Below are 19,473 nucleotides of genomic sequence, written 5' to 3' on the forward strand. Positions count from 1 at the left end.
GGGGCCGCGCGGGGCCGCAAACCGGGACACCGCGCGCCAATCACCCCGATCACCAGTAGCCCGGGGGCGATCAGGGCGATGTGTCCCGAATGGGGTACCGGCGGGGCGGCGGGGCCGGTGACCACCGCGGGTGGGCGCGGTGCCGGGGGCGCTGCCGGGCGACGCGGTCGGGAGGGAGCTCCACCCCGCGTCGCCCGAACCGGTGAGCCGTGCGCCGGTTCCGCAGCGGCCCGCCGTTCGCCGTCAGGTCATCGCGATGTGTCCGTCGGGCGCCTGGCGCGGCCGCTGGACCGGTCGGCGCAGGTGCGCCTCGATCGCCTCGATGATGCGTGGACGCAGGTCGGCGGTGCGGATCACCGCGTCGACCGAGCCGACCTCGACGGCCCGCTGGACGCTGTGCACCCGGTCGAACTCCGCCGCCACCTCGCCGAGCTTCTCCGCGCGGACCGACGAGCGCAACTCGCCGAGCTCGGCGGTCAACGTGGCGCGGTCGGTGCCGGCGGCCGCCGCCACGCGGGCCTCCAGCTCCCGCACCCGCGGGTCCGCCGCGGTACGGGCGTCCACCTCGCCGGTGAAGACCACCGCTGCGGCCGGGGCCCCGCCGAGCACCGAGGCGAACGAGCCCTCCAGCGCCAGCACGGTCATGTTGGGGTTCAGCGCCTTGGAGAAGACGACGAACGCTCCGCCGTGGTACCGCGAGATCACGCAGAAGACGATGGGCCCGCGGAAGTTCACGATCGCCCGGCCGATCTCGGCGCCGTACTCCAGCTGCAGCTCGCGCAGCGACTCGGGCGAGCCGTCGAAGCCCGAGAGGTTGGCGAGCACCACCAGCGGCCGGTTGCCGCTGGCCGCGTTGATCGCCCGCGCGGCCTTCTTCGACGAGCGGGGGAACAACGTGCCGGCGGTGTAGGTGTCCGGGCCGTCGGTGGGCGGGAAGCCACGCCGCGGCACCGACCGGGACTCGATGCCGAGCAGGCACACCGGAACCCCACCGAGGTGTACGTCCTGCACCACAGCGGTCTCGGCGTCGGCCATGCCCGCCCAGCGCTCCAGCACCGCGTGGTCCTGGTCGGAGAGGGCGCGCATCACCGTCCGGATGTCGAACGGCTTCTTGCGGTCCGGGTTGGCCGTGGCGGAGAAGATCTCGCCGACCGTGCTGAAGTCACTGCCGGCCACCACGTGCGGGAAGTCGGAGACGTCGCGGTCCACCGGGTCGGTGCTGCCCGCCCGCCGCGGCGCGCCCTCACCCGGCGCCACGTACGTGTGCTCGTAGTGCGCCATCAGCACGTCACGCGCCCCGGCCAGGTCCGGCGCCCAGTACTGCGCCTGCCCGTTCGGGCCCATCACCCGGTCGTAGCCGCCGATACCGAAGTTGTCCTCGGCGGACACCCCGCCGGAGAAGTCGAGCGCTTGCTTACCGGTGAGCACCATCGCCGAGTCCGGGGTCATCACCAGGATGCCCTTGGTGTGCATGAGCATCGTCGCCTCGGCGTTCCAGTACGGCTGGGCGCCGACGTTGATGCCGGCGACCACGATGTTGATCTCGCCACCGCCCTGGGTGAACTCGACGATCCGCTTCAGCGCCGCGGCCACCCAGTCCATGTTCTCGGTGCCGGACGTCATGGAGATCCGCGCGCCGGCGGAGAGCGCGTACCACTCCACGGGCACCCGCATCCGCTCGGCCAGGTCCAGCGCGGCGATCACGCGACGGCACTCCGGCTCCGACAACGCGCCCAGCGCCTTCGTCGGGTCACCGAGCAGCACCACCCGGGTGACGCCCTCGGGGTGCCGCGCGGTCGCCGTGCTGACCACACCCGCGATGATGGCGGCGCTGTTGCGCCCCTTGGGCCGGTCGACCGGCACCAGCGCGTGATCGTCGTCCAGGTCGTATTCGACGAAGTCGCCGAGCAGCCGGGTCAGCTCGTACGGGTACACCGTGTTGCGGCTGCTGGCCCGCAGCACCTTCAGCCGGTAGTCGTCGAGCGGCTCGATCGCCTCGACCGGCGGCTCACCGACGGTCAGCTCCGCCCCGCCGGCGCCGTCGAAGGAGATCCGCACCCCGATCTTGGTCAGCTCGCCGGTCGTACGGTTGCGCTGGCGGGCGATGAAGAGGATCTCCTCCAGCCCGGCGCCCGCGGTCGTCGGCCGCACCCGGTTGGCGATGATCTCCATCTCCTCGCGGGTGAGGTCGCTCGGCGGCCAGACGTAGATCACGATCCGGTTGGTGTTGAAACGGACCTTCGACGGCCGGCGCGACTGCGCGCGCCGGATCGAGTCGAGGCAGGCGGCGACGGCGTCCTCGGTGGTCGGCAGCGAGACCAGCCGACCGTCGTGCTCACGCAGCTCGGTCAGGTCACGCACCTGCGCGAACGCGACGAGGCGCTGGTCGGACGGGTTCTCCCGGGCCACGCTCTGGAAGAGGTAGACCTCCTCGTCGGCGGAGGGCAGCCGGGTGAGGTCGAAGTTGTGCAGCCGTTCGAGCTGCATCCGCTGCGCGATGTACGGGTGCAGGCCGCGGATCAGCCGCTCCTCGACCATCCCGCCGTCGGACGGACGGAACGTGTAGTGATGGTGCATCACCGCGCCGCCGCGACCCGCGACGGTGGTGGTGAGCCGGCTGACCTGCGGCGGCAGCGGGTGCGCGTTGATGACCTCCAGCAGCGCGGCCACCGTCGCGTCGAAGTCCTCGGGCTGGTTCTCCCAGGCGAGGTAGATGTCGGCGTCGATGGCCTCGCCGCCGCTCGCCAGCTCACCGAGCCCGCGCAGCGCGTCACCCAGCGCGTCGAACCGCACCGCGGCGGAGACCACGCTCGACTCGGCCCGCTCGGCGACCACGAACGTGCAGCCGGCGACGGCCCGGGTGGTGACGGCGGTGAGCGCCTTGTTGCCGTAGTACCGCCGGGTCAGGACCTCCAACATGACCGCGTTGTCGAGGTGGTCGTGGACGAGCCGCTGACCGAGCAGCCGGACCAGCGGCTCGGTGCTGCGTACCATCTCGGCGATGCGCTCGCGGCGGTCCGGCGCCTGCGGGTGCACGTCCAGGTGACGCAGGTGCTTGCGGACCTCGGCGTAGACGCGGGCGCGGTTGCGGCGCAGCAGCGGCTGGGCGAACCAGGCGAACACCACGCCCCGGGCGAGGTCGGCGAGCACCGGGAAGCGGACCTGCGTGGCGGCGATCAGCCGCTCCAGCGCGAGGCCGGCCGGCTCGTGCAGCGCCTCGTCCGGCGGCGACTCCCGCAGCCAGGTGCGCAGCAGCGTCGCGACGACGGTGGCGTCGGCGGACGCGCGTTGCTGGGCGAGGAAGATCCGGAACACGGCGGCTTCGAGTTCGGGGGAGCGCTCCAGCTCGCTGATCCCGTAGTGGCCGAGCGCCTTGGCGAGCTTGGCCTGGAACGCGCTCGGCAGCCCGGCCCGCTCCACGTCGAGGCTCTGCAGGTAGGTGTGGAAGTACTCGCGGGCGCTGTGGATGTGGCTCGCGCCGCCGTCCTCGCCCGTCGGCCGGTTACGGGTCAGCTCGGCGAGGTCGACGAAGAGGTTGACGAGGTCGACCTCGGCGGCGAGCGGCCGCTGGCCGTCGTCGGCGGCCGCCTGCCGGGCGGCCAGGTAGTCGTCGAGCACCCGACGGTTGTCGTGCGGGTCCACGTCGAAGCCGAGCAGCAGCCCGCGCAGGTCCTCCTGGCCGCGCGCGGCGCGCTCCGCCGCCGGGACCTGGTCGACCGCGGCGGGCAGGTCCAGCTCGACGGGGGCGGCGGCCGGGCTCTCCGTGACCTCAACGGTCCCGTCGGCCGGCTCCAGCCGCAGCAGCGTGGCGCCGGCCTCCACCTGGCTGCCCACCGCGACGGCGCACTCCTTGAGCCGCGCCTTGAACGGCGCCCGCAGCACCGTCTCCATCTTCATGGCTTCCAGCACCAGCACCGGCGCGCCCGCCTCGACCTCGGCGCCGACCTCCAGCGGCGTGGCCACGACCAGCGCGGGCATGGGGGAGCGGAGGACACCGCCCTCGTCCCGGCTGACCCGGTGCGTGACGCCGTCCACCTCGACCAGGAAGATCGGTCCGTGCACGCCGGTGAGCAGGCGGTAGCGGGTGCCGTTGACCGCGATCTGCCCGGTGTGCCGGTCGAAGCGGTCGACCTCGACGTCGGCGGTGCGCACGTCACCACCGGCTTCGACACCGACGCGGAACCGGTGCGCGCCGATCCGGGCCACCCGCACGCGGTAGCCGACACCGCGCAGCTTGAGGTCGAGCGGGCGGCCGCTCTTGTGCTGCACCTGCGGACGCCCACCGGCCGCCGTCGACAGCAGCCGCTGCCGCTCGACGCCCTCCTCCTCCTCGTACGCCTCGATGGCGGCGGCGGCCAGCGCGACCGCGGAGTGCTGGTGGGCGACGAGCCGGCCCTGACCGCGGACCCGGTCGATCCAGCCGGTGTCCGCGCTCGCGTCGATGACCTCAGGCTGGTCGAGCAGGTCGAGTACGAAGCTCTTGTTGGTTGCGCCGCCCTCGATGATCACCGTGGTGTTCGCCATGGCCCGGCGCAGCCGGCCCAGCGCCTCGTCCCGGTCCCGGCCGTACGCGATGACCTTCGCGATCATCGAGTCGAAGTCGGCGGGGATGGTGTCGCCCTCGCTGACGCCGGTGTCGACGCGGATGCCCGGCCCGGCGGGCAGGTCCAGCCGGGCGATGCGACCGGGGGAGGGGGCGAAGTCGCGGTCCGGGTCCTCGGCGTTGAGCCGGGCCTCGACGGCGTGCCCGCGCTCCACCGGCGGCGTGCCGTCGAGCCGCCCGCCCGAGGCCACGTGCAGCTGCGCCTTGACCAGGTCGAAGCCGGTGGTCAGCTCGGTGATCGGGTGCTCCACCTGCAGCCGGGTGTTGACCTCGAGGAACGCGAAGAGCCGGTCACCGGGGTGGTAGAGGAACTCCACGGTCGCCGCGCCCCGGTAGCCGACGGCCACGGCGAGCCGCTCGGCGGAGGACTTGAGCTCGGCCGCCTGCGCCGGGCTGAGCACCGGCGAGGCGGACTCCTCGATGACCTTCTGGTTGCGCCGCTGCACCGAGCAGTCGCGTACGCCGAGCGCCCACGCGGTGCCCTGACCGTCGGCGATCACCTGGACCTCGACGTGCCGAGCGCCGGTGACCAGGCGCTCCAGGAACACGATGCCGCTGCCGAACGCCCGGGCGGCCTCCTGGCTGGTGCGCTCGTAGGCGTCAGCGAGCTCGGCCGGGTTCGTGACCACGCGGATACCGCGTCCGCCGCCGCCCGCGGTCGCCTTCAACATCAGCGGGTAGCCGATCTCGGTGGCGGCGGCCAGGGCGGCGTCCAGGGTCTCGACCGCGCCGCGGCTCCACGGCGCGACCGGCACGCCGACCTCCTCGGCGATCAGCTTCGCGCCGATCTTGTCGCCGAGCTTGCGCATCGCGTCCGCGCTCGGGCCGACGAAGGTGACCCCGACCTTCTCGCACAGCTCGGCGAAGGCCGGGTCCTCGGCGACGAAGCCCCAACCGACCCACGCGGCGTCGGCCCCGGACTCCACCAGCGCGCGCTCCAGCACCTTCAGGTCGAGGTACGGGCGCGCGGAGGCGGGACCGAGGTCGTAGGCGATGTCCGCCTCGCGGACGAACGTGGCGGTACGGTCCACGTCGGTGAAGAAGGCGACCGTCTCGATCCGGGCCCCGGTCTCCGCGGCCAGCTCCCGGACCGCGTGGATGAGCCGCATAGCGGCCTCACCTCGGTTGACGATGGCAACACGGCTGAACACCCGAAGACCCCCCGGCAGACCCCACACGTATGCGCCGGGGCAGGAAAAGCCCCGGTAGTGATCACCCTTCCGCCGTCCGGCCGGCCGCGCCATGTCGTAACCGCCGAACCCGGGACCGCATCGTTTGTAGGAACCGTACAAAACTCTTTGGCTTCGCGCTCGCTCATCCGGTGTGGCCTGGCCCGGCGAGTCGCGGCCGGTTTCCGGCGTGCACGGCGCGGCTGGGCCTCGCCGGCGGGATCGGCGAACTTCGCCCGGTTCTCCGACCCTTCGTGGTCATCGGTCCGGAAAATCGCCGCCGAACCGGCCGGATCGCGGCAGCTCTCGACGGGCGGAGAGTGACTCAGGTCACATGGACTGAACTTTCACCGGGCCGACACGTCTGGAGCAGCCGAACACCCCCTCGCATTCATCAAGGGAGCATGATGCGATCAGTCCGCAAGTTATCCGCGCTGGCAGTGCTGGTGCTGGGCGTCTCGGCGGTGGCGCCGGGCGGTTCGCCCGCGTCCGCACAGCCCCGGGCCGCGGAGCCGGCGACCACACCCACGGTCGCCGAACGGGCGACCACCGCCGCGGTCGCGGCCAAGCCCCGGACGGTCACGCTGGTCACCGGCGACACCGTCCACGTCAGCGCGGTGAACGGCCAGACCGCTGTCGACGTCGTGCCGGGCAAGGGCCGGGAACGGATCCCGTTCATCACCCACAGCGCCGGCGAGGACGTCCGGGTGATCCCCGCCGACGCCCTCGCCCTGCTCAACCGCGGCAAGCTCGACGCCCGGCTCTTCGACATCTCGACCCTCGTCGAGTTCGGCTACGACGACAGCCGGGCCACCCTGCCGCTCATCGTCCAGCACGGCGGCACCGCCCCCGGCGGCCTCGCCGGCGCCCGGACCACCCGGACGCTCTCCGGGGTGAGCGCGGTCGCGGAGAGCCGCGCGGACGCGGTGTCCTTCTGGAACGGCATCACGTCGACCGCGAGCGGCACCGAGCGGCGGCTGCGGACCGGGTTCGACAAGATCTGGCTCGACGGGCTGCGCCAGCCCACCCTCGACGTCAGCGTCCCGCTGACCGGCGCGCCGCAGGCCTGGCAGGCCGGCTTCACGGGAGCCGGGGTGAAGGTCGGTGTGATCGACACCGGCGTCGACCAGACCCACCCCGACCTGGCCGGCCGCGTCGCCGCCGCAGAGAACTTCACCGCCGACCCGGACACCCTCGACCGCGTCGGCCACGGCACCCACGTCGCCTCCACCATCGCCGGCGGCGGAGAGGCCTCGCAGGGCCGGTACAAGGGCATGGCCCCCGGCGCCTCCCTCTACAGCGCCAAGGTCTGCGTCGAGGAGGGCTGCCCGGAGTCGGCCATCCTCGCCGGCATGACCTGGGCGGCGCAGCAGGGCGTCAAGGTCGCCAACATGAGCCTCGGCGGCGCGGACAGCCCGGAGACCGACCCGATCGAGGCGGCCGTGGCTGACCTCACCCACCGCTACGGCACGCTCTTCGTCGTCGCCGCGGGCAACAGCGGCGAGGCTGGTGAGTCCACGGTGGACTCGCCGGGCAGTGTGGCCGAGGCGCTGACCGTGGGCGCCGTGACCAAGACGGGCGAGCTGGCCTCCTTCTCCGGCCGTGGCCCGCGCGCCGGCGACGCCGGCATCAAGCCGGACATCACCGCGCCCGGCGTCGGCATCGTCGCCGCCCGCAGCTCCGCCTCCGAGCTGCCGGCCGCCGAGAACCCGCAGTACACCGGCATGAACGGCACCTCGATGGCGACCCCGCACGTGGCCGGCGCGGCGGCGATCCTGGCGCAGCAGCACCCGGACTGGACGCCTGAGCGGATCAAGTCCACCCTGATGGCAGCCGCGCAGCCGAACGCCACCATCGGGGTCTACGAGCAGGGCGCGGGCTTCCTCGACGTCGCCCGGGCGACCCGGCAGACCGTCACGGCGACCCCGGTCAGCGTCGCCTTCGAGCGGACCGGCGCCGCGCAGCAGCGCACGATCACGTACGCGAACAGCGGCTCCACCCCGCTCACCCTGGCCCTCGCCCTCGACGCCAAGGACGCCGACGGCGCCCCGGCGCCGGCCGGCCTCTTCAACCTCAGCGCCTCCTCGGTGACGGTCCCGGCCGGCGGCACGGCCACCGTGACCGTCGACGTGCGGGCCGGCACCGACCTGCCCGACCGCTACTTCGGTGGCGAGGTGACCGCCACCGGCGACGGCGTGCAGGTGCAGACCCCGGTCGCGCTCGACATCGCCCGGCAGCGGCTGACCCTCAAGCTCGTCGGGCCCGACGGCGGAGCGCCCACTCCCGAACAGGGCTGGGCGACGGTCCTGACCGACCTGGACCGGCAGACCGTGCTGGTGCTCGGCGATCCCGCCACCACCACCTACCGGGTCCGTCCGGGCCGCTACCTGGTCCAGACCTACCTGCAGAGCGGCGACCCGAACTTCCCGCAGGTCACGTCGTTGGTGCGGCCGAGCCTCGACCTGACCCGGGACCAGTCGCTCACCATGGACGCCCGTCAGGCGAAGCCGATCGCGGTGTCGGTGCCGAACTCGAAGGCCACCATGATCTTCCCCGAGTCCGGCTGGACGATCCGGACCGAGCAGCCGCAGATCTGGGGCAGCAACGACCCGTACGGCGTGCTGATGAACCTTCCCTTCGACCACGTGCGGACCGCGCAGATCGGGCCCGGCAAGACGCCCGGCTTCGTCTCCTACGTGCACGGGATGTGGGGCCAGGTGGCCGACGACGGCAGCCTGCACAACAGCCCGTACGTCTACCGGGTCTACCTCTACGAGCCCGAGAAGATGATGACCGGGCTGACCCGCAAGCTGCGCACGAACGACTTCGCCACCGTCCGCTCCCGGGTCAGCGCGGACGTGGCCGACGTGCCGGTCTCGCGGACCGCCGTCGCGCACGCGCCCGGCAACTCGCCGGTCTACCGCGACGATCGCGTCATCCCGCCGAGCTTCACCTACGACGCGCCGAGCACCTTCACCGAGTACTACAACCAGGACAAGTCGGCGGTCTGGCAGTCCACCTCGGCCCAGCAGGGGTACACGTACTACCAGTCGCCCTGGACCAGCTTCAAGCCCGGGCGCACGTACGACGTGAAGTGGGCCAACGGGGTGATCGGGCCGGTCTTCCCGGAGCCGAACTTCGGCCAGCAGTACGCCACCCGCTACTGGGGCGACACGATCGGCGGACCGGGGCCGCTGCACGGTGACGGTGCCGGGCACATGGGTTTCCGGCACCCCGTCGGCGGCAGCGTGCAGGTGAACCTCTACCGCAACGGGACCAAGATCGGCGACGCGAACCAGGCGCCGTGGACCTGGGACGTGCCCGCGGAGAAGGGTGACTACAAGCTCAGCGCGAGGTTCCAGAGCGACCCGGCCTTCACCCTGTCGACTGTCGTCGACGCGGAGTGGACCTTCAAGTCCGGCCGGGTGGCCGACGGCGAGCTGGTGAAGTTGCCGATGACCGCGATCCGCTACACCCCGGAGCTCGACATCGACAACCGGGCGCCGGCCGGGCGGCTCTTCGCGATCCCGGTCTCGCTCGACCGTCAGGTCGGGGCGGCGCCGGGCCGGACCCGGACGCTGACCGTCGAGGCGTCCTTCGACGACGGCAAGAGCTGGCGGAAGCTCACCGTGCTGCGCCTCGGTGAGAAGGCCGTCGCCCTGGTGTACAACCCGAAGGGGCACGGCTTCGTCTCGCTGCGCGCCGCCGCGAGCGACACCGGCGGTAACACGGTCAAGCAGACCGTCATCCGCGCCTACCGGTACTGACGGTGCGCCCCGGACGCGGCGCCCACCGGCGCCGCGTCCGGGTCACCGGCGCCGCTGCGGCCGGTCGCGGCTCCGCCGGGCGGGCGGCGAGTCCGTGACGTACGCACTTCGCTTCTCATGGTCGTGGACCCGCTCGACGGCGGCGTCGCGCTCGGCGGTCCCGTCATGTTCCTCCCCCAGTTCCACGGCGTAGGCGCGCACCAGATCGTGCATCCGCCACCGCCCGTCGCCGGGCCGCACCAGCAGCTGCGCGCCGAGTTCGGCGAGCAGGTCGCGGGCGGCGCGCACGGAGAGGCCCCCCAGCGCAGCCGCCGCTTCAGTACTCAACTCCCCGGTCGGATGCAGGGGCAGCAGCCGGAAGAGTCGGGCCGCTGCGGGCGTCAGAGCCCGGTAGGACCAGGAGAAGACCGCCTCCAGATCGGCGTGTGCCTCCCCGAATCCGGTCAGCCGGCCGTCGGCCTCGGCCAGCTCGGCGGCGACCGCGGGCAGGCCGAGTGCGGCTCGGCCGACGCTGCGGGTGGCGACCAGCGCCAGGGCCAGCGGCAGCCGGCCGCACCGCGCGACGATCTCGTCGACGGCGGCCCGGTCCGTGGTCGCCGCCTCGCCGAGGCGTCGAACGAGCAGTTCGCGGGACTCGGCCTCGGTCAGCAGATCGAGGTGGATCGGGTGGGCGCCAGCCGGTCCGCCCCCACCGGCGATCCGGCGTCGGCTGGTCGCGATGACGAGGCTGCCGCCGGGCCCGGGCAGCAGGTCCCGGATCTGGTCCCAGTCACGGCAGTTGTCGAGCAGGATCAGCGTCCGGCGCTCGGCCAGGATGCCGCGATAGAGGCTTGCCTGGGCGGGCGGCTCGGCCGGGATGGTGGCCGGCGCGACACCGAGCGACCACAGGAAACCGCGCAGCGCCTCCGCCGGCGTCATCACCGAGCCGCCGGCGTCGAAACCGCGCAGGTCCGCGTGCAGCTGCCCGTCCGGGTAGCGGGCGGCCAACCGGTGCGCCAGGTGCACCGCGAAGGTGGTCTTCCCGACGCCGGGCATCCCGTCGACGACCAGCGCGGTGGCCTGCGGGTCCGCGGCGAGCAGCTCCTCGGCGGCGGTCACGGCGGCCCGGCGGCCGATGAAGAAGGGATGGTCGGCCGGCAGCTGCGCCGGCGGCTCGGCCCGGACCGGCCGCGACGGCTCCGGCCCGGCCGACGTCCACGAACCGGCGGTCGTGCCGCCGGGCGGCGCTCCCGGCCGAACGAAGGCCGGAGAGTCGGCTTCGGCCTCCGCGCCGTCGCGCGGCGCCGCGGACCCGGCGAGGGCCGGTCCGACGCTCCCGGACCCGGAACCCGCGGTCGGGCCGTCGTGGCCGAGCAGGCGGTCGCGGGCCGCACGCAGCTCGAAGCCCGGCCGGATGCCGAGCTCGGCGGCGAGCCGGTGCTCGATGTCGGCGTACGCGGCGAGGGCCTCGACCCGCCGGCCGTCCGCGGCGAGCGCCTGCAGCAGCCCCGCCTGCACCGCCTCGTCCAGTGGCTCGTACTCGGCGGCCAGCCGGATCGCCGGCAGCACCAGGTGCGCGCAGCCGGCCCGCAGCGCGGCGTCGGTCGCCGCCCGGACGGCCGCGAACCGCTCGCGGTCGACCGCGACGAAGTCCGGATGAACCCGGTCGCCGGTCCGCAGGCCCGAGGCGCACCGGTCGCGCCAGAGCGCCAGGGCGTCCCGGTAGAGCGCGACGGCCGGCTCGCCGGAGCTCTTCGCGGCCTCGGCCACCAGACGCCGGAAACGCAGCAGGTCGAGCGACTCCCCGTCGATCCGCAGCCGGTACTCGGCGCCGTCGCGGATCAGCACCGAGCCCGCCGCCCGCGTCGGCAGGCCCGGCTCGAAGCGCCGCCGGAGCAGCCCGACGTGCCGGTGCACCACGTTGACGGCGCTGGGTGGGGGGTCGGATTCCCAGAGCAGGTCGACGAGTTCGGCGACGCTGACCGCGTTCCCGGCCCGGACCAGCAGCAACGACAGGATCAGCCGCTGCTGCCGGGTGCCGGGTTCGATCTCGGACCGCCCACGCCGGACGCGCACCGGGCCGAGGACGTCGAACGACAACGCGTCTCTCGAACCGATGCGATCCCTGCCGAGCCCGATGGTGCCGATCAGCAGAGCATGGCAGGCCCCACCTCAGGTGGGCGGGGCGCGGGGCGACGAGGTGAGCGCCGACTCAGCGGCCGGATCCACCGGTCGGCGGCAGCGTCCCTGCTCAGGCCGCTTCGAGGCCGCTGCGCAGCGCGCGCAGCGCGTAGTGGGTCCGGGACTTCACCGTGCCGATCGGCAGACCCAACCGGCCCGCCACCTCCTCCGGCGACCGGCCGACCAGGTAGACCTCGGAGAGCAGGCTGCGCTGCGCCGCGCTCAGCCGGCCGAGCGCGTGCCGCATGGCGTACGACGCGAGCGCGCTGCCGGTGGTGTCGTCACCGGCGGGAATCCAGGTCATGTCGACGAGATGGACCTCGGCCGGACGGCCCCGCCGCAGCCGGACGCCGTCGATGACGAGCCGCCGGGCGACGGTGAGCAGCCACCGGCGGGCGGCATCGGACTCGGCCGGCACGGAGTCGAGGTGTCGCCAGGCCCGCAGCATCGTCTCCTGAAGCAGATCCTCGGCGGTCTGCCGTTGTCCCTGGGTCAACACGAGCAGCAGACGCAGCACGGCACGGGCGTGCTCCGCGTGCAGCGCGGTCATGCGCTCGGAGTGGTCGGCCGGTGGTTCGTCGGATGCCCGGAGCACGGTGTACCCCCACAGACTGAGCAACGGCGAGTCGAGGCACGAGCCTATGGACGAGCGATGCGAATGGACTGACGTGCCAGTGCGAATCGAGTGCCGTCGCCGATCGCAGCCGGTCAGGGACTCGACGTGACCGTCGCGAGCAGGTCGGCCAGCCGCCGGCCGGTGCGGGTCTGCGCGTACGGGATCAGGGCCAGCGCCTCGCGCCACGCCCGCAGCGCGGCGTCCTGCTCGCCGGCGGCGGCGAGGGCGTCGCCGAGCAGCGCCAGCACCTCCGCGGCCGGCGCCGGCGCCGAGGCCTCCTGGTAGGCGACGGCTGCCTCGCGCCAGCAGTCGACGGCCATGCCGAGCTCCCGGCGGGCGGAGTGCGCCCGGCCGAACACCTCCCACGCCTCGGCGATGCCCAGCCTGTACTGCGCCCCGCGCGACAGCGCCATCGCCTGCTCGGCGCAGCGCACGGCCTCGTCCGCCCGGCCCAGCTCGGCGTTGCTCACGCCCAGGACCGCGAGGGCGTCGGCGAGCAGCTTGTCGTCCCCGACCGTCCGGGCCGGCCCCAACGCCGCGGAGACCGCCCGGACGACATCCTCGTGTCGCCCCTGGGCGCCCAGGATCATCGCCCGGTTGATGTTGGCCCGGATCAGCTCACCGAGCAGGCCGAGCCGGGTGAGCAGCTCGACCGCCCGGTCGAGATGCCCGAGCGCAGCCTCGTGCTCGTGCCGGAAGTAGGCCGCCCCGGCCAGGCTGCGGTGCATCCGGGCCTGCCCCACCAGGTCGCCGCCGGCCCGGGCGGCATCGAGGGCCACCTCGCCGGTCGTCGTCCACTCGACCCACCGGCCGCTGCGGTCGAAGAACTGCTGCATGCCGAGGGCGAGCTGCCAGGCCTCGGTGTGCCGGCCCTGCCGCGCGGCCCGGGCGACCAGCGCCGTCAGCACCGGCCGCTCGGCGGCGAACCAGCGCATCGCCTCCCCCTGGTCGGCGAAGCGCAGCGGCGCCTCGCCCGGCCCCGGCTCGATCATCGGGTGGTACTCGGAGGTCAGTAGCCGGCGGTGCGCCTGGAAGCTGGTGGCCCGGTAGAACCGCAGGCAGCGCAGCTCCGCGGCGGCGCGCTCGGCCGGGCTGTCGTGCTCCTCGCCGAGCTCCGCGGCGTAGGCCAGCAGCAGGTCGTGGGTGCGGTAGCGGCCCGGCCGGTCCTCGCTGATCAGGTGCGCGCGGCTCAGTTCGCCGACCAACGTACGACCGGTCCGCAGCGCAACGCCGGCCAGACCGGCCGCCCCGGCGACCGAGATGTCGGGGCCGGGATGGATCGGCAGCAGCCGGAAGAGCCGCGCGGCCGGGGCGGAGAGCGCCTGGTAGGACCAGGAGAAGACGGCACGCAGCCCGGTCTGCGGGTCGTCGCCGTCGAAACCGTCCAGACTCCCGGGCGCTTCGGCCAGCTCGGCGGCGATCTGCGCCGGCGACGTCCGCGGCAGGCCCGCCGCGCGGGCGGCCACCACGGCCAGCGCGAGCGGTAGCCGTCCGCAGCGGGCGATGATGGCGTCCACTGCGGCCGGGTCCGTGGCGACGCGGCCGTCGCCGAGCGGACGCAGGAGCGCGGCGCGGGCCTCGTCGATGCTCGGCAGGCCGACCGGCAACGGATGCGCGCCGGCCGTGGTCAGCAGCGTGCTGAGCCGACCGCGGCTCGTGACGATCACCAGACAGCCGGGGCTGCCCGGCAGCAGGTGCCGGATCTGCTCGGCGTCCCGGCAGTTGTCGAGCACGATCAGCAGGCGTCGGCCGGCCAGGCTGCTGCGGTACAGGCCCGCCTGCGCGTGCAGCTCGGCGGGTATGCCGTCCTGTGGCACCCCGAGCGAGCCGAGGAAGCCGCGCAGCGCCTCGGCCGGGCTCATCGCCGGCTCTCGCCCGTCGTATCCGCGCAGGTCGACATAGAGCTGCCCGTCGGGGTAGGCGGCGGCGAACTCGTGGGCGAGGTGAACGGCGAGGGTGGTCTTGCCGATCCCGGGCATCCCGTCGATCGCGAGCACCGTCGGCCCACCCGGACGCGCCACCAACGCGCGGGCCTCGGCGACGAGGTCGCCGCGACCGGTGAAGAAGGGCAGGTCCGGCGGCAGCTGCGCGGGCCGGGGGAGCGGCGCCGGCGACCCGGTACGCGCCGCCGGGGTGCGCTGGTGCAGCAGCCGGTCGTACGCCTCCCGCAGCTCCTCGCCCGGATCGATGCCCAGCTCGTCGGCGAGCCGGCGGCGCACCACCCGGTACGTCTCGACGGCCTCCGCCTGACGGCCGTCGGCGGCCAGCGCCAGCAGCAGCCGGCTCTGTAGCGACTCGTCGAGCGGGTGCAGTTCGGCCGCCTGCCGCAGCGGCACCAACACCGCACTCATCCGGCCGCAGCGCTCGGCGGCGTCGGCGGCCTCGCGCACCGCCTGGGCGCGCTCGGCCTCCACGGCGAGGAAGGCGGGGTGCAGGCGGGAGGCCGGTTCCAGGCCGGCGGCGCACCGGCCGCGCCACAGCCGCAGCCCGTCGAGGGAGTGCCGCAGCGCCGACTCCGGATCGCCGTCCCGCAGGCTCCGGCCGGCGAGCCGGCTCAGCGACCGGAACTTCAGCAGGTCGAGGGAGTCCTCGTCGGCGTGCAGCCGGTAGCCCGAGAGCTCCCGGGGGAGGTACCGGCCCGCCGACCGCGTGGGCAGGCCCGGTTCGAGCAGTCGCCGGAGCGCCCCGACGTGCCGGTGCACGACGTTCGCGGCGCTGGCCGGGGCGTCGTCGTCCCAGAGCAGGTCGACCAGCTCGGTCAGTGAGACGGGTGAACCGGCCCGGGCCAGCAGCAACGCGAGGACGAGGCGCTGCTGGCGGGCGCCCAGGTGCAGCTCGGCCCCGGCGCGGACGACCCGGATCGAGCCGAGCACCGAGAAGTCGATCGCCTCGTCCGCCTCCGCCCGCACACCGGAAACGGTAACCGGGCTGATCAGCGTCGAAGCCTGCGGCCACGGGCCGGGCGTGCCCGGGGGCCTGCCCGTACTCACGACGGACAGGCCCCCTTGGCGGATTCCGGTCGAGCCGGTCAGTGCGCGAGCACGGGCACCTGGCTCTCGTTCCCTTCCCCGTCACCGGTCTGCGCCGCCGGGCCGCCCTCCCGCCGGGCGTTGACGAAGACGACGACGATCGCGGCCGCGGCCAGCATCACGCCGACGGTCCACCACATCGCGGTGACGTAGCCGTGCACCGCCGCCGCGTTCGCCAGTTGCGGAGTCGGCGTGCCGGTGAGGTGCGTGGCCAGCCAGGCGGTGGTGGAACCGGCGGCGACGGTGTTCAGCAGCGCGGTGCCGATCGAGCCGCCGATCTGCTGCGAGGTGTTGACCATCGCGGAGGCGACACCCGCGTCACGTGGCTGCACACCGTGGGCGGCCAGGTGCATGGCGGTGATGAACCCGACGCCCAGGCCCAGGCCGAGCAGGGCCATGCCCGGCAGGATCGGCCAGAGGTACGAGCTGTCGACCCTGAGCTGGGTCAGCAGCAGCATGCCGAGCGCCCCGGCCAGGAATCCCGGTGCCATCAGCAGGCGTGGTGCGACCCGGTGCAGCAGGCGGGGTCCGATCTGTGCGGAACCGATGACCAGGCCGATCACCATGGGCAGGAACGCCACACCGGTGAGAACCGGCGACCAGGCCTTGACCACCTGCAGGTAGTAGGTGATGAACAGCAGTAGACCGAACATGCCGATCACGGCGATACCGAGCCCGAGGAAGGCACCACCCCGGTTGCGCTCGGTGAGTACCCGCAACGGCAGCAGTGGCGCCTTGACGACGGACTCCACGACCGCGAACGCGACCAGCAGCACCACCGCGGCGGCGAACGAGCCCAGGGTCCAGGCGGCCGTCCAGCCGTCGGTCTCGGCCCGGGTGAACCCGTACACCAGGCTCACCAGGCCGAGGCTGGCCAGCAGCGCGCCCGGGATGTCGAGTCGGTTCGTGTTGCGCGAGTGCGCCACGTCGCGGATCACCAGCACGGCGCCCACTCCGGCGACCAGCGTGATCGGGACGTTGACGTAGAGGCACCACCGCCAGTCGAGGTACTCGGTGAGCACCCCGCCGAGGATGAGGCCGAGCGCGCCGCCGCCACCGGCGACGGCGCTGAACACACCGAACGCCTTGGCCCGCTCCCGTACCTCGGTGAAGGTCACGGTCACCAGGGAGAGCGCGGCCGGGGCGAGCAGCGCGGCGAAGAAGCCCTGTAGTGCTCGGGCGCCGAGCAGCATGCCGGTGTTGACCGCGAAGCCACCGATCGCCGAGGCGGCGGCGAAGCCGAGCAGACCGACCAGGAAGGTGCGCTTGCGCCCGGCGATGTCGGCGATCCTGCCGCCGAGCAGCAGCAGCCCGCCGAAGGCGAGCGTGTAGGCGGTGATCACCCATTGCCGGGTGCCGTCGGAGAAGCCGAGATCGTGCTGTGCGGCGGGCAGTGCGATGTTGACGATCGTGGAGTCGAGCACCACCATGAGCTGGGCGAGCGAGATGACGAGCAGCGCTGTCCAGCGTCTCGGGTTGGGCGCGGCTAGGGCAGACATGAACGATTCCCCCGTATGTCTCTGAGATTCGACGATTTGTTGCTCCCGATGACCGCCCCGACCGGCCCCGACCGGGGTCGGCGGCCGGCGCCGGGGCGGACGACGGGCTGTTGCTACGCCGGGTCCGGCACGGCGACGCCGCGCTGCTGCGGCACCCGCGTCGGGGCGAACATCTGCTGGATCCAGTTCGGGTAGGCCGTGGGCAGGGCGCTGACGGCGTCGAGCTCGGCCAGGTCCTGCTCGGTGAGGGTCAGGTCGGTGGCGGCCACGTTGTCCACGAGCTGCTCCACCTTGCGGGCACCCACGATGACGCTGGAGACGGCGCGCTGGGCCAGCAACCAGGCGATCGACACGCGGGCGGGGCTCACCCCGTGCCGGGCGGCGACGGCCCGGACGACGTCGAGTACGTCGTGACCGCGCTCCCGGTCGATCGGCGGGAAGTCGTAGCCCGACCCGGCGTGGCGCGAGCCCTCGTCGGTCACACCGTCGCGGGTGACCTTGCCGGAGAGGAACCCGCCGGCCAGGGGGCTCCACACCGTCAGTCCGACGCCCTGCGCCTCGGCCATCGGCACCAGCTCCCGCTCGACGTCGCGCCCGAGCAGCGAGTAGTAGACCTGCGCCGAGACGAACCTGGCCTGGTGGTGTTGCGCGGAGACGCCGAGCGCGTGGCTGATCTGCCAGGCGGCGAGGTTGGCGCAGCCGAGGTAGCGGATCTTGCCCTGCCGGACCGCGTCGTCGAGCGCGCTCAGCGTCTCCTCGATCGGGGTCAGGTGGTCGAACTGGTGGATCTGATAGAGGTCGATGTGGTCCGTACGCAGCCGGCGCAGGCTGTCCTCCAGGGCCCGCATCACGTGCAACCGGGAGAGGCCGTTGTCGTTCGGGCCCGGCCCGACCGGCGAGTACAGCTTGGTCGCCAGTACGACGTCCCGTCGGCGGTCCTTCAGCACCTGGCCGAGCAGCTCCTCGGACTCCCCGTCGCTGTAGAAGTCGGCGGTGTCGATGAAGTTCACGCCGGCGTCGAGCGCCGCGCCGACCAGGCGATCGGCCTCGGACGGCCCCAAGGCGCCCAGAGCGCCCCAGACCGGGTGGGTCGCACCGCCGAACGTCATGGTGCCCAGCGAGATCTCGGAGACCCAGACCCCGGTTCGCCCCAACAGGCGGTATTTCATCATCCACTCCTCGTTGATCGTCCGGTCCGGCGAGCCGGCCGGCGGCTGACTAGACAGGGTGTCTAGACAGCGTGTCCGATGCGAGGCTACACCGGGCCACGGCAGGGCGACCACACGCGAGTTCGGCGCAGGACGCAGCGCCCCGCGGCGCTGAGGAGTCGCCACCGGGCCGCGACGTTCATCCCGTCGACGGGCACGAAGGGCGGATTGTGCGGAAAAGTTGCGGCCTGGCCGACGCCACCCGGGGCAGCGCGCGGCCGGTACGCCGCGAGCTCAGCGGCGGGCGCGCTCCAGCAGTTCCCGGGCGGCCGCGTGCAGCGGGTGATCCCGCGGGGCGACCCGCTTGACCTGCCGGGCGATGTCGATCGCCACCGCGGCGTCCTGCTTGTCCCCGGTCCGCTCGTACCGATCCAGATGAGTGGCGCCGACGTCGAGGATCCGCTCGGGGCGCTCACCGTGCTCCGGTGGGGTCGCCTCGACCGCCTGGTACGCCGCGACCAGCGCCGCCTCGAGGTACGTGGGGTCGCCGGTGCGGGCGTACCGCAGGCGGTGCGTCTGGTGCAGCGCGTGGAGCCGGCCGCCCAGCCCCGGGTCCCCTACGGGGGTGGCGCTCACCGCCGACCGGATCAGCTCGAACGCGGCATCGAGATCGGCGAGATCCTGCGAGACGTGCGCGTAGCGGGTCAGCCTCGCCCGGCCCAGGTTCGACAGGTACATGGGGCGGTCCTCGTGGTCGGCCGGCGCCGCCGACAACGCCTGCTCAAGCGTCACGATCGAGGCCGCCAGGTCAGCGCTGTTGCCGGCACCCGCGAACCGGAGCTGGAGGTAGCCGCCGAGCGTGGTGAGCCGGTTGGTGTACCTCGAGTCGTCGGGCGGCGTCTCCGCCAACACCGCCCGGGCGGTGTCGATGGCGTCCGTCAGGTCCGCGACCTCGCCGGTGCGCCGGTAACGGAGCTCCTGGGCCTCGGCGAGGTTCATCCGCAGCGGCAGGGGATCCGTCCCGTCGTCGACGGCGGCCCGCACGGCGTGCCGGGTCACCGCGATGACCGCGTCGACCTCGTGCAGCGGTGAACCGGCGAAGGTGAAGACGGCCACCCGCTGCGGGCTCAGCCGGACCGGCTGCGCCGGCACCTCGGCGAGCGCCCGCAGCTGCTCGGTCAGCTCGGGAACCCGGTCGGACACCGGTCGCAGCAGTGGCTCGGCCCGGCTCAGATCGCTCTCGTCGTCGCCGGTCGACCCGGCGAGATGTCGGGCGTAGTACAGGAGCGCGGCGGCGTGCTGCGCGTCGACCAGTGGCGTCCGGCCGCCGCGCGCGAACCGGCCACCCGGCAACTCACCGGCCACCACCAGCAGCGCCTGCGCGTCGCGCAGCCCGGCCGGGTGACACACATCCTCCGCGTCCCCGGAGTTCAGGTACCGGTTGACCCGGGCGCGTACCGACGCGAGCAGCTCGTCGAACAT

General features: G+C 73.5%; 8 protein-coding genes. 1 reads left to right on the top strand and 7 read right to left on the bottom strand.

What is annotated here, in order from left to right; all coding sequences use genetic code 11:
- Positions 1-243: 243 nt before the first annotated feature.
- Positions 244-5,754: an ATP-binding protein gene (locus D7147_RS06000; protein ID WP_120674444.1), complete on the bottom strand. Its 5,511-nt coding sequence runs from the start codon at positions 5,752-5,754 to the stop codon at positions 244-246.
- Between the two features lie 422 nt (positions 5,755-6,176).
- Here D7147_RS06000 and D7147_RS06005 point away from each other — a divergent pair, with 422 nt between their 5' ends.
- Positions 6,177-9,539 carry a S8 family peptidase gene (locus tag D7147_RS06005; protein ID WP_233562959.1) on the top strand — a complete coding sequence of 1,121 codons (3,363 nt, stop codon included), beginning with the start codon at positions 6,177-6,179 and terminating at the stop codon, positions 9,537-9,539.
- 42 nt (positions 9,540-9,581) lie between these two features.
- Here D7147_RS06005 and D7147_RS06010 read toward each other — a convergent pair whose 3' ends face one another.
- From D7147_RS06010 to D7147_RS06035, 6 genes are all read right to left on the bottom strand, one after another.
- Positions 9,582-11,618, bottom strand: a complete 2,037-nt coding sequence (locus D7147_RS06010; protein WP_120674446.1) for an AfsR/SARP family transcriptional regulator — start codon at positions 11,616-11,618, stop codon at positions 9,582-9,584.
- 151 nt (positions 11,619-11,769) lie between these two features.
- A complete protein-coding gene (locus D7147_RS06015; RefSeq protein ID WP_199734091.1) occupies positions 11,770-12,294 on the bottom strand; it encodes a sigma-70 family RNA polymerase sigma factor in 525 nt (174 codons plus the stop codon).
- A gap of 113 nt (positions 12,295-12,407) precedes the next feature.
- Positions 12,408-15,224 carry an AfsR/SARP family transcriptional regulator gene (locus tag D7147_RS06020; protein ID WP_147437353.1) on the bottom strand — a complete coding sequence of 939 codons (2,817 nt, stop codon included), beginning with the start codon at positions 15,222-15,224 and terminating at the stop codon, positions 12,408-12,410.
- A 119-nt stretch (positions 15,225-15,343) separates the two neighbouring features.
- The gene (locus D7147_RS06025) at positions 15,344-16,843 is read right to left on the bottom strand and encodes an MFS transporter (RefSeq protein WP_120674450.1); all 1,500 of its coding nucleotides are present in this window, start codon (positions 16,841-16,843) and stop codon (positions 15,344-15,346) included.
- Between the two features lie 113 nt (positions 16,844-16,956).
- On the bottom strand, positions 16,957-18,012 hold the full coding sequence (locus tag D7147_RS06030) for an aldo/keto reductase (protein WP_120675247.1): 1,056 nt from the start codon (positions 18,010-18,012) through the stop codon (positions 16,957-16,959).
- A 273-nt stretch (positions 18,013-18,285) separates the two neighbouring features.
- Positions 18,286-19,473 carry a hypothetical protein gene (locus D7147_RS06035; protein WP_147437354.1) on the bottom strand — a complete coding sequence of 396 codons (1,188 nt, stop codon included), beginning with the start codon at positions 19,471-19,473 and terminating at the stop codon, positions 18,286-18,288.

The sequence above is a fragment of the Micromonospora musae genome (assembly GCF_003626545.1).
GTDB lineage: Bacteria > Actinomycetota > Actinomycetes > Mycobacteriales > Micromonosporaceae > Micromonospora > Micromonospora musae.

What these genes read in the sequence shown, in the direction of transcription:
- D7147_RS06005 (WP_233562959.1), top strand. Translation starts at nt 6,177, where the DNA reads ATGATGCGATCAGTCCGCAAGTTATCCGCGCTGGCAGTGCTGGTGCTG.
- D7147_RS06025 (WP_120674450.1), bottom strand. Translation starts at nt 16,843, where the DNA reads ATGTCTGCCCTAGCCGCGCCCAACCCGAGACGCTGGACAGCGCTGCTC.
- D7147_RS06030 (WP_120675247.1), bottom strand. Translation starts at nt 18,012, where the DNA reads ATGAAATACCGCCTGTTGGGGCGAACCGGGGTCTGGGTCTCCGAGATC.
- D7147_RS06035 (WP_147437354.1), bottom strand. Translation starts at nt 19,473, where the DNA reads ATGTTCGACGAGCTGCTCGCGTCGGTACGCGCCCGGGTCAACCGGTAC.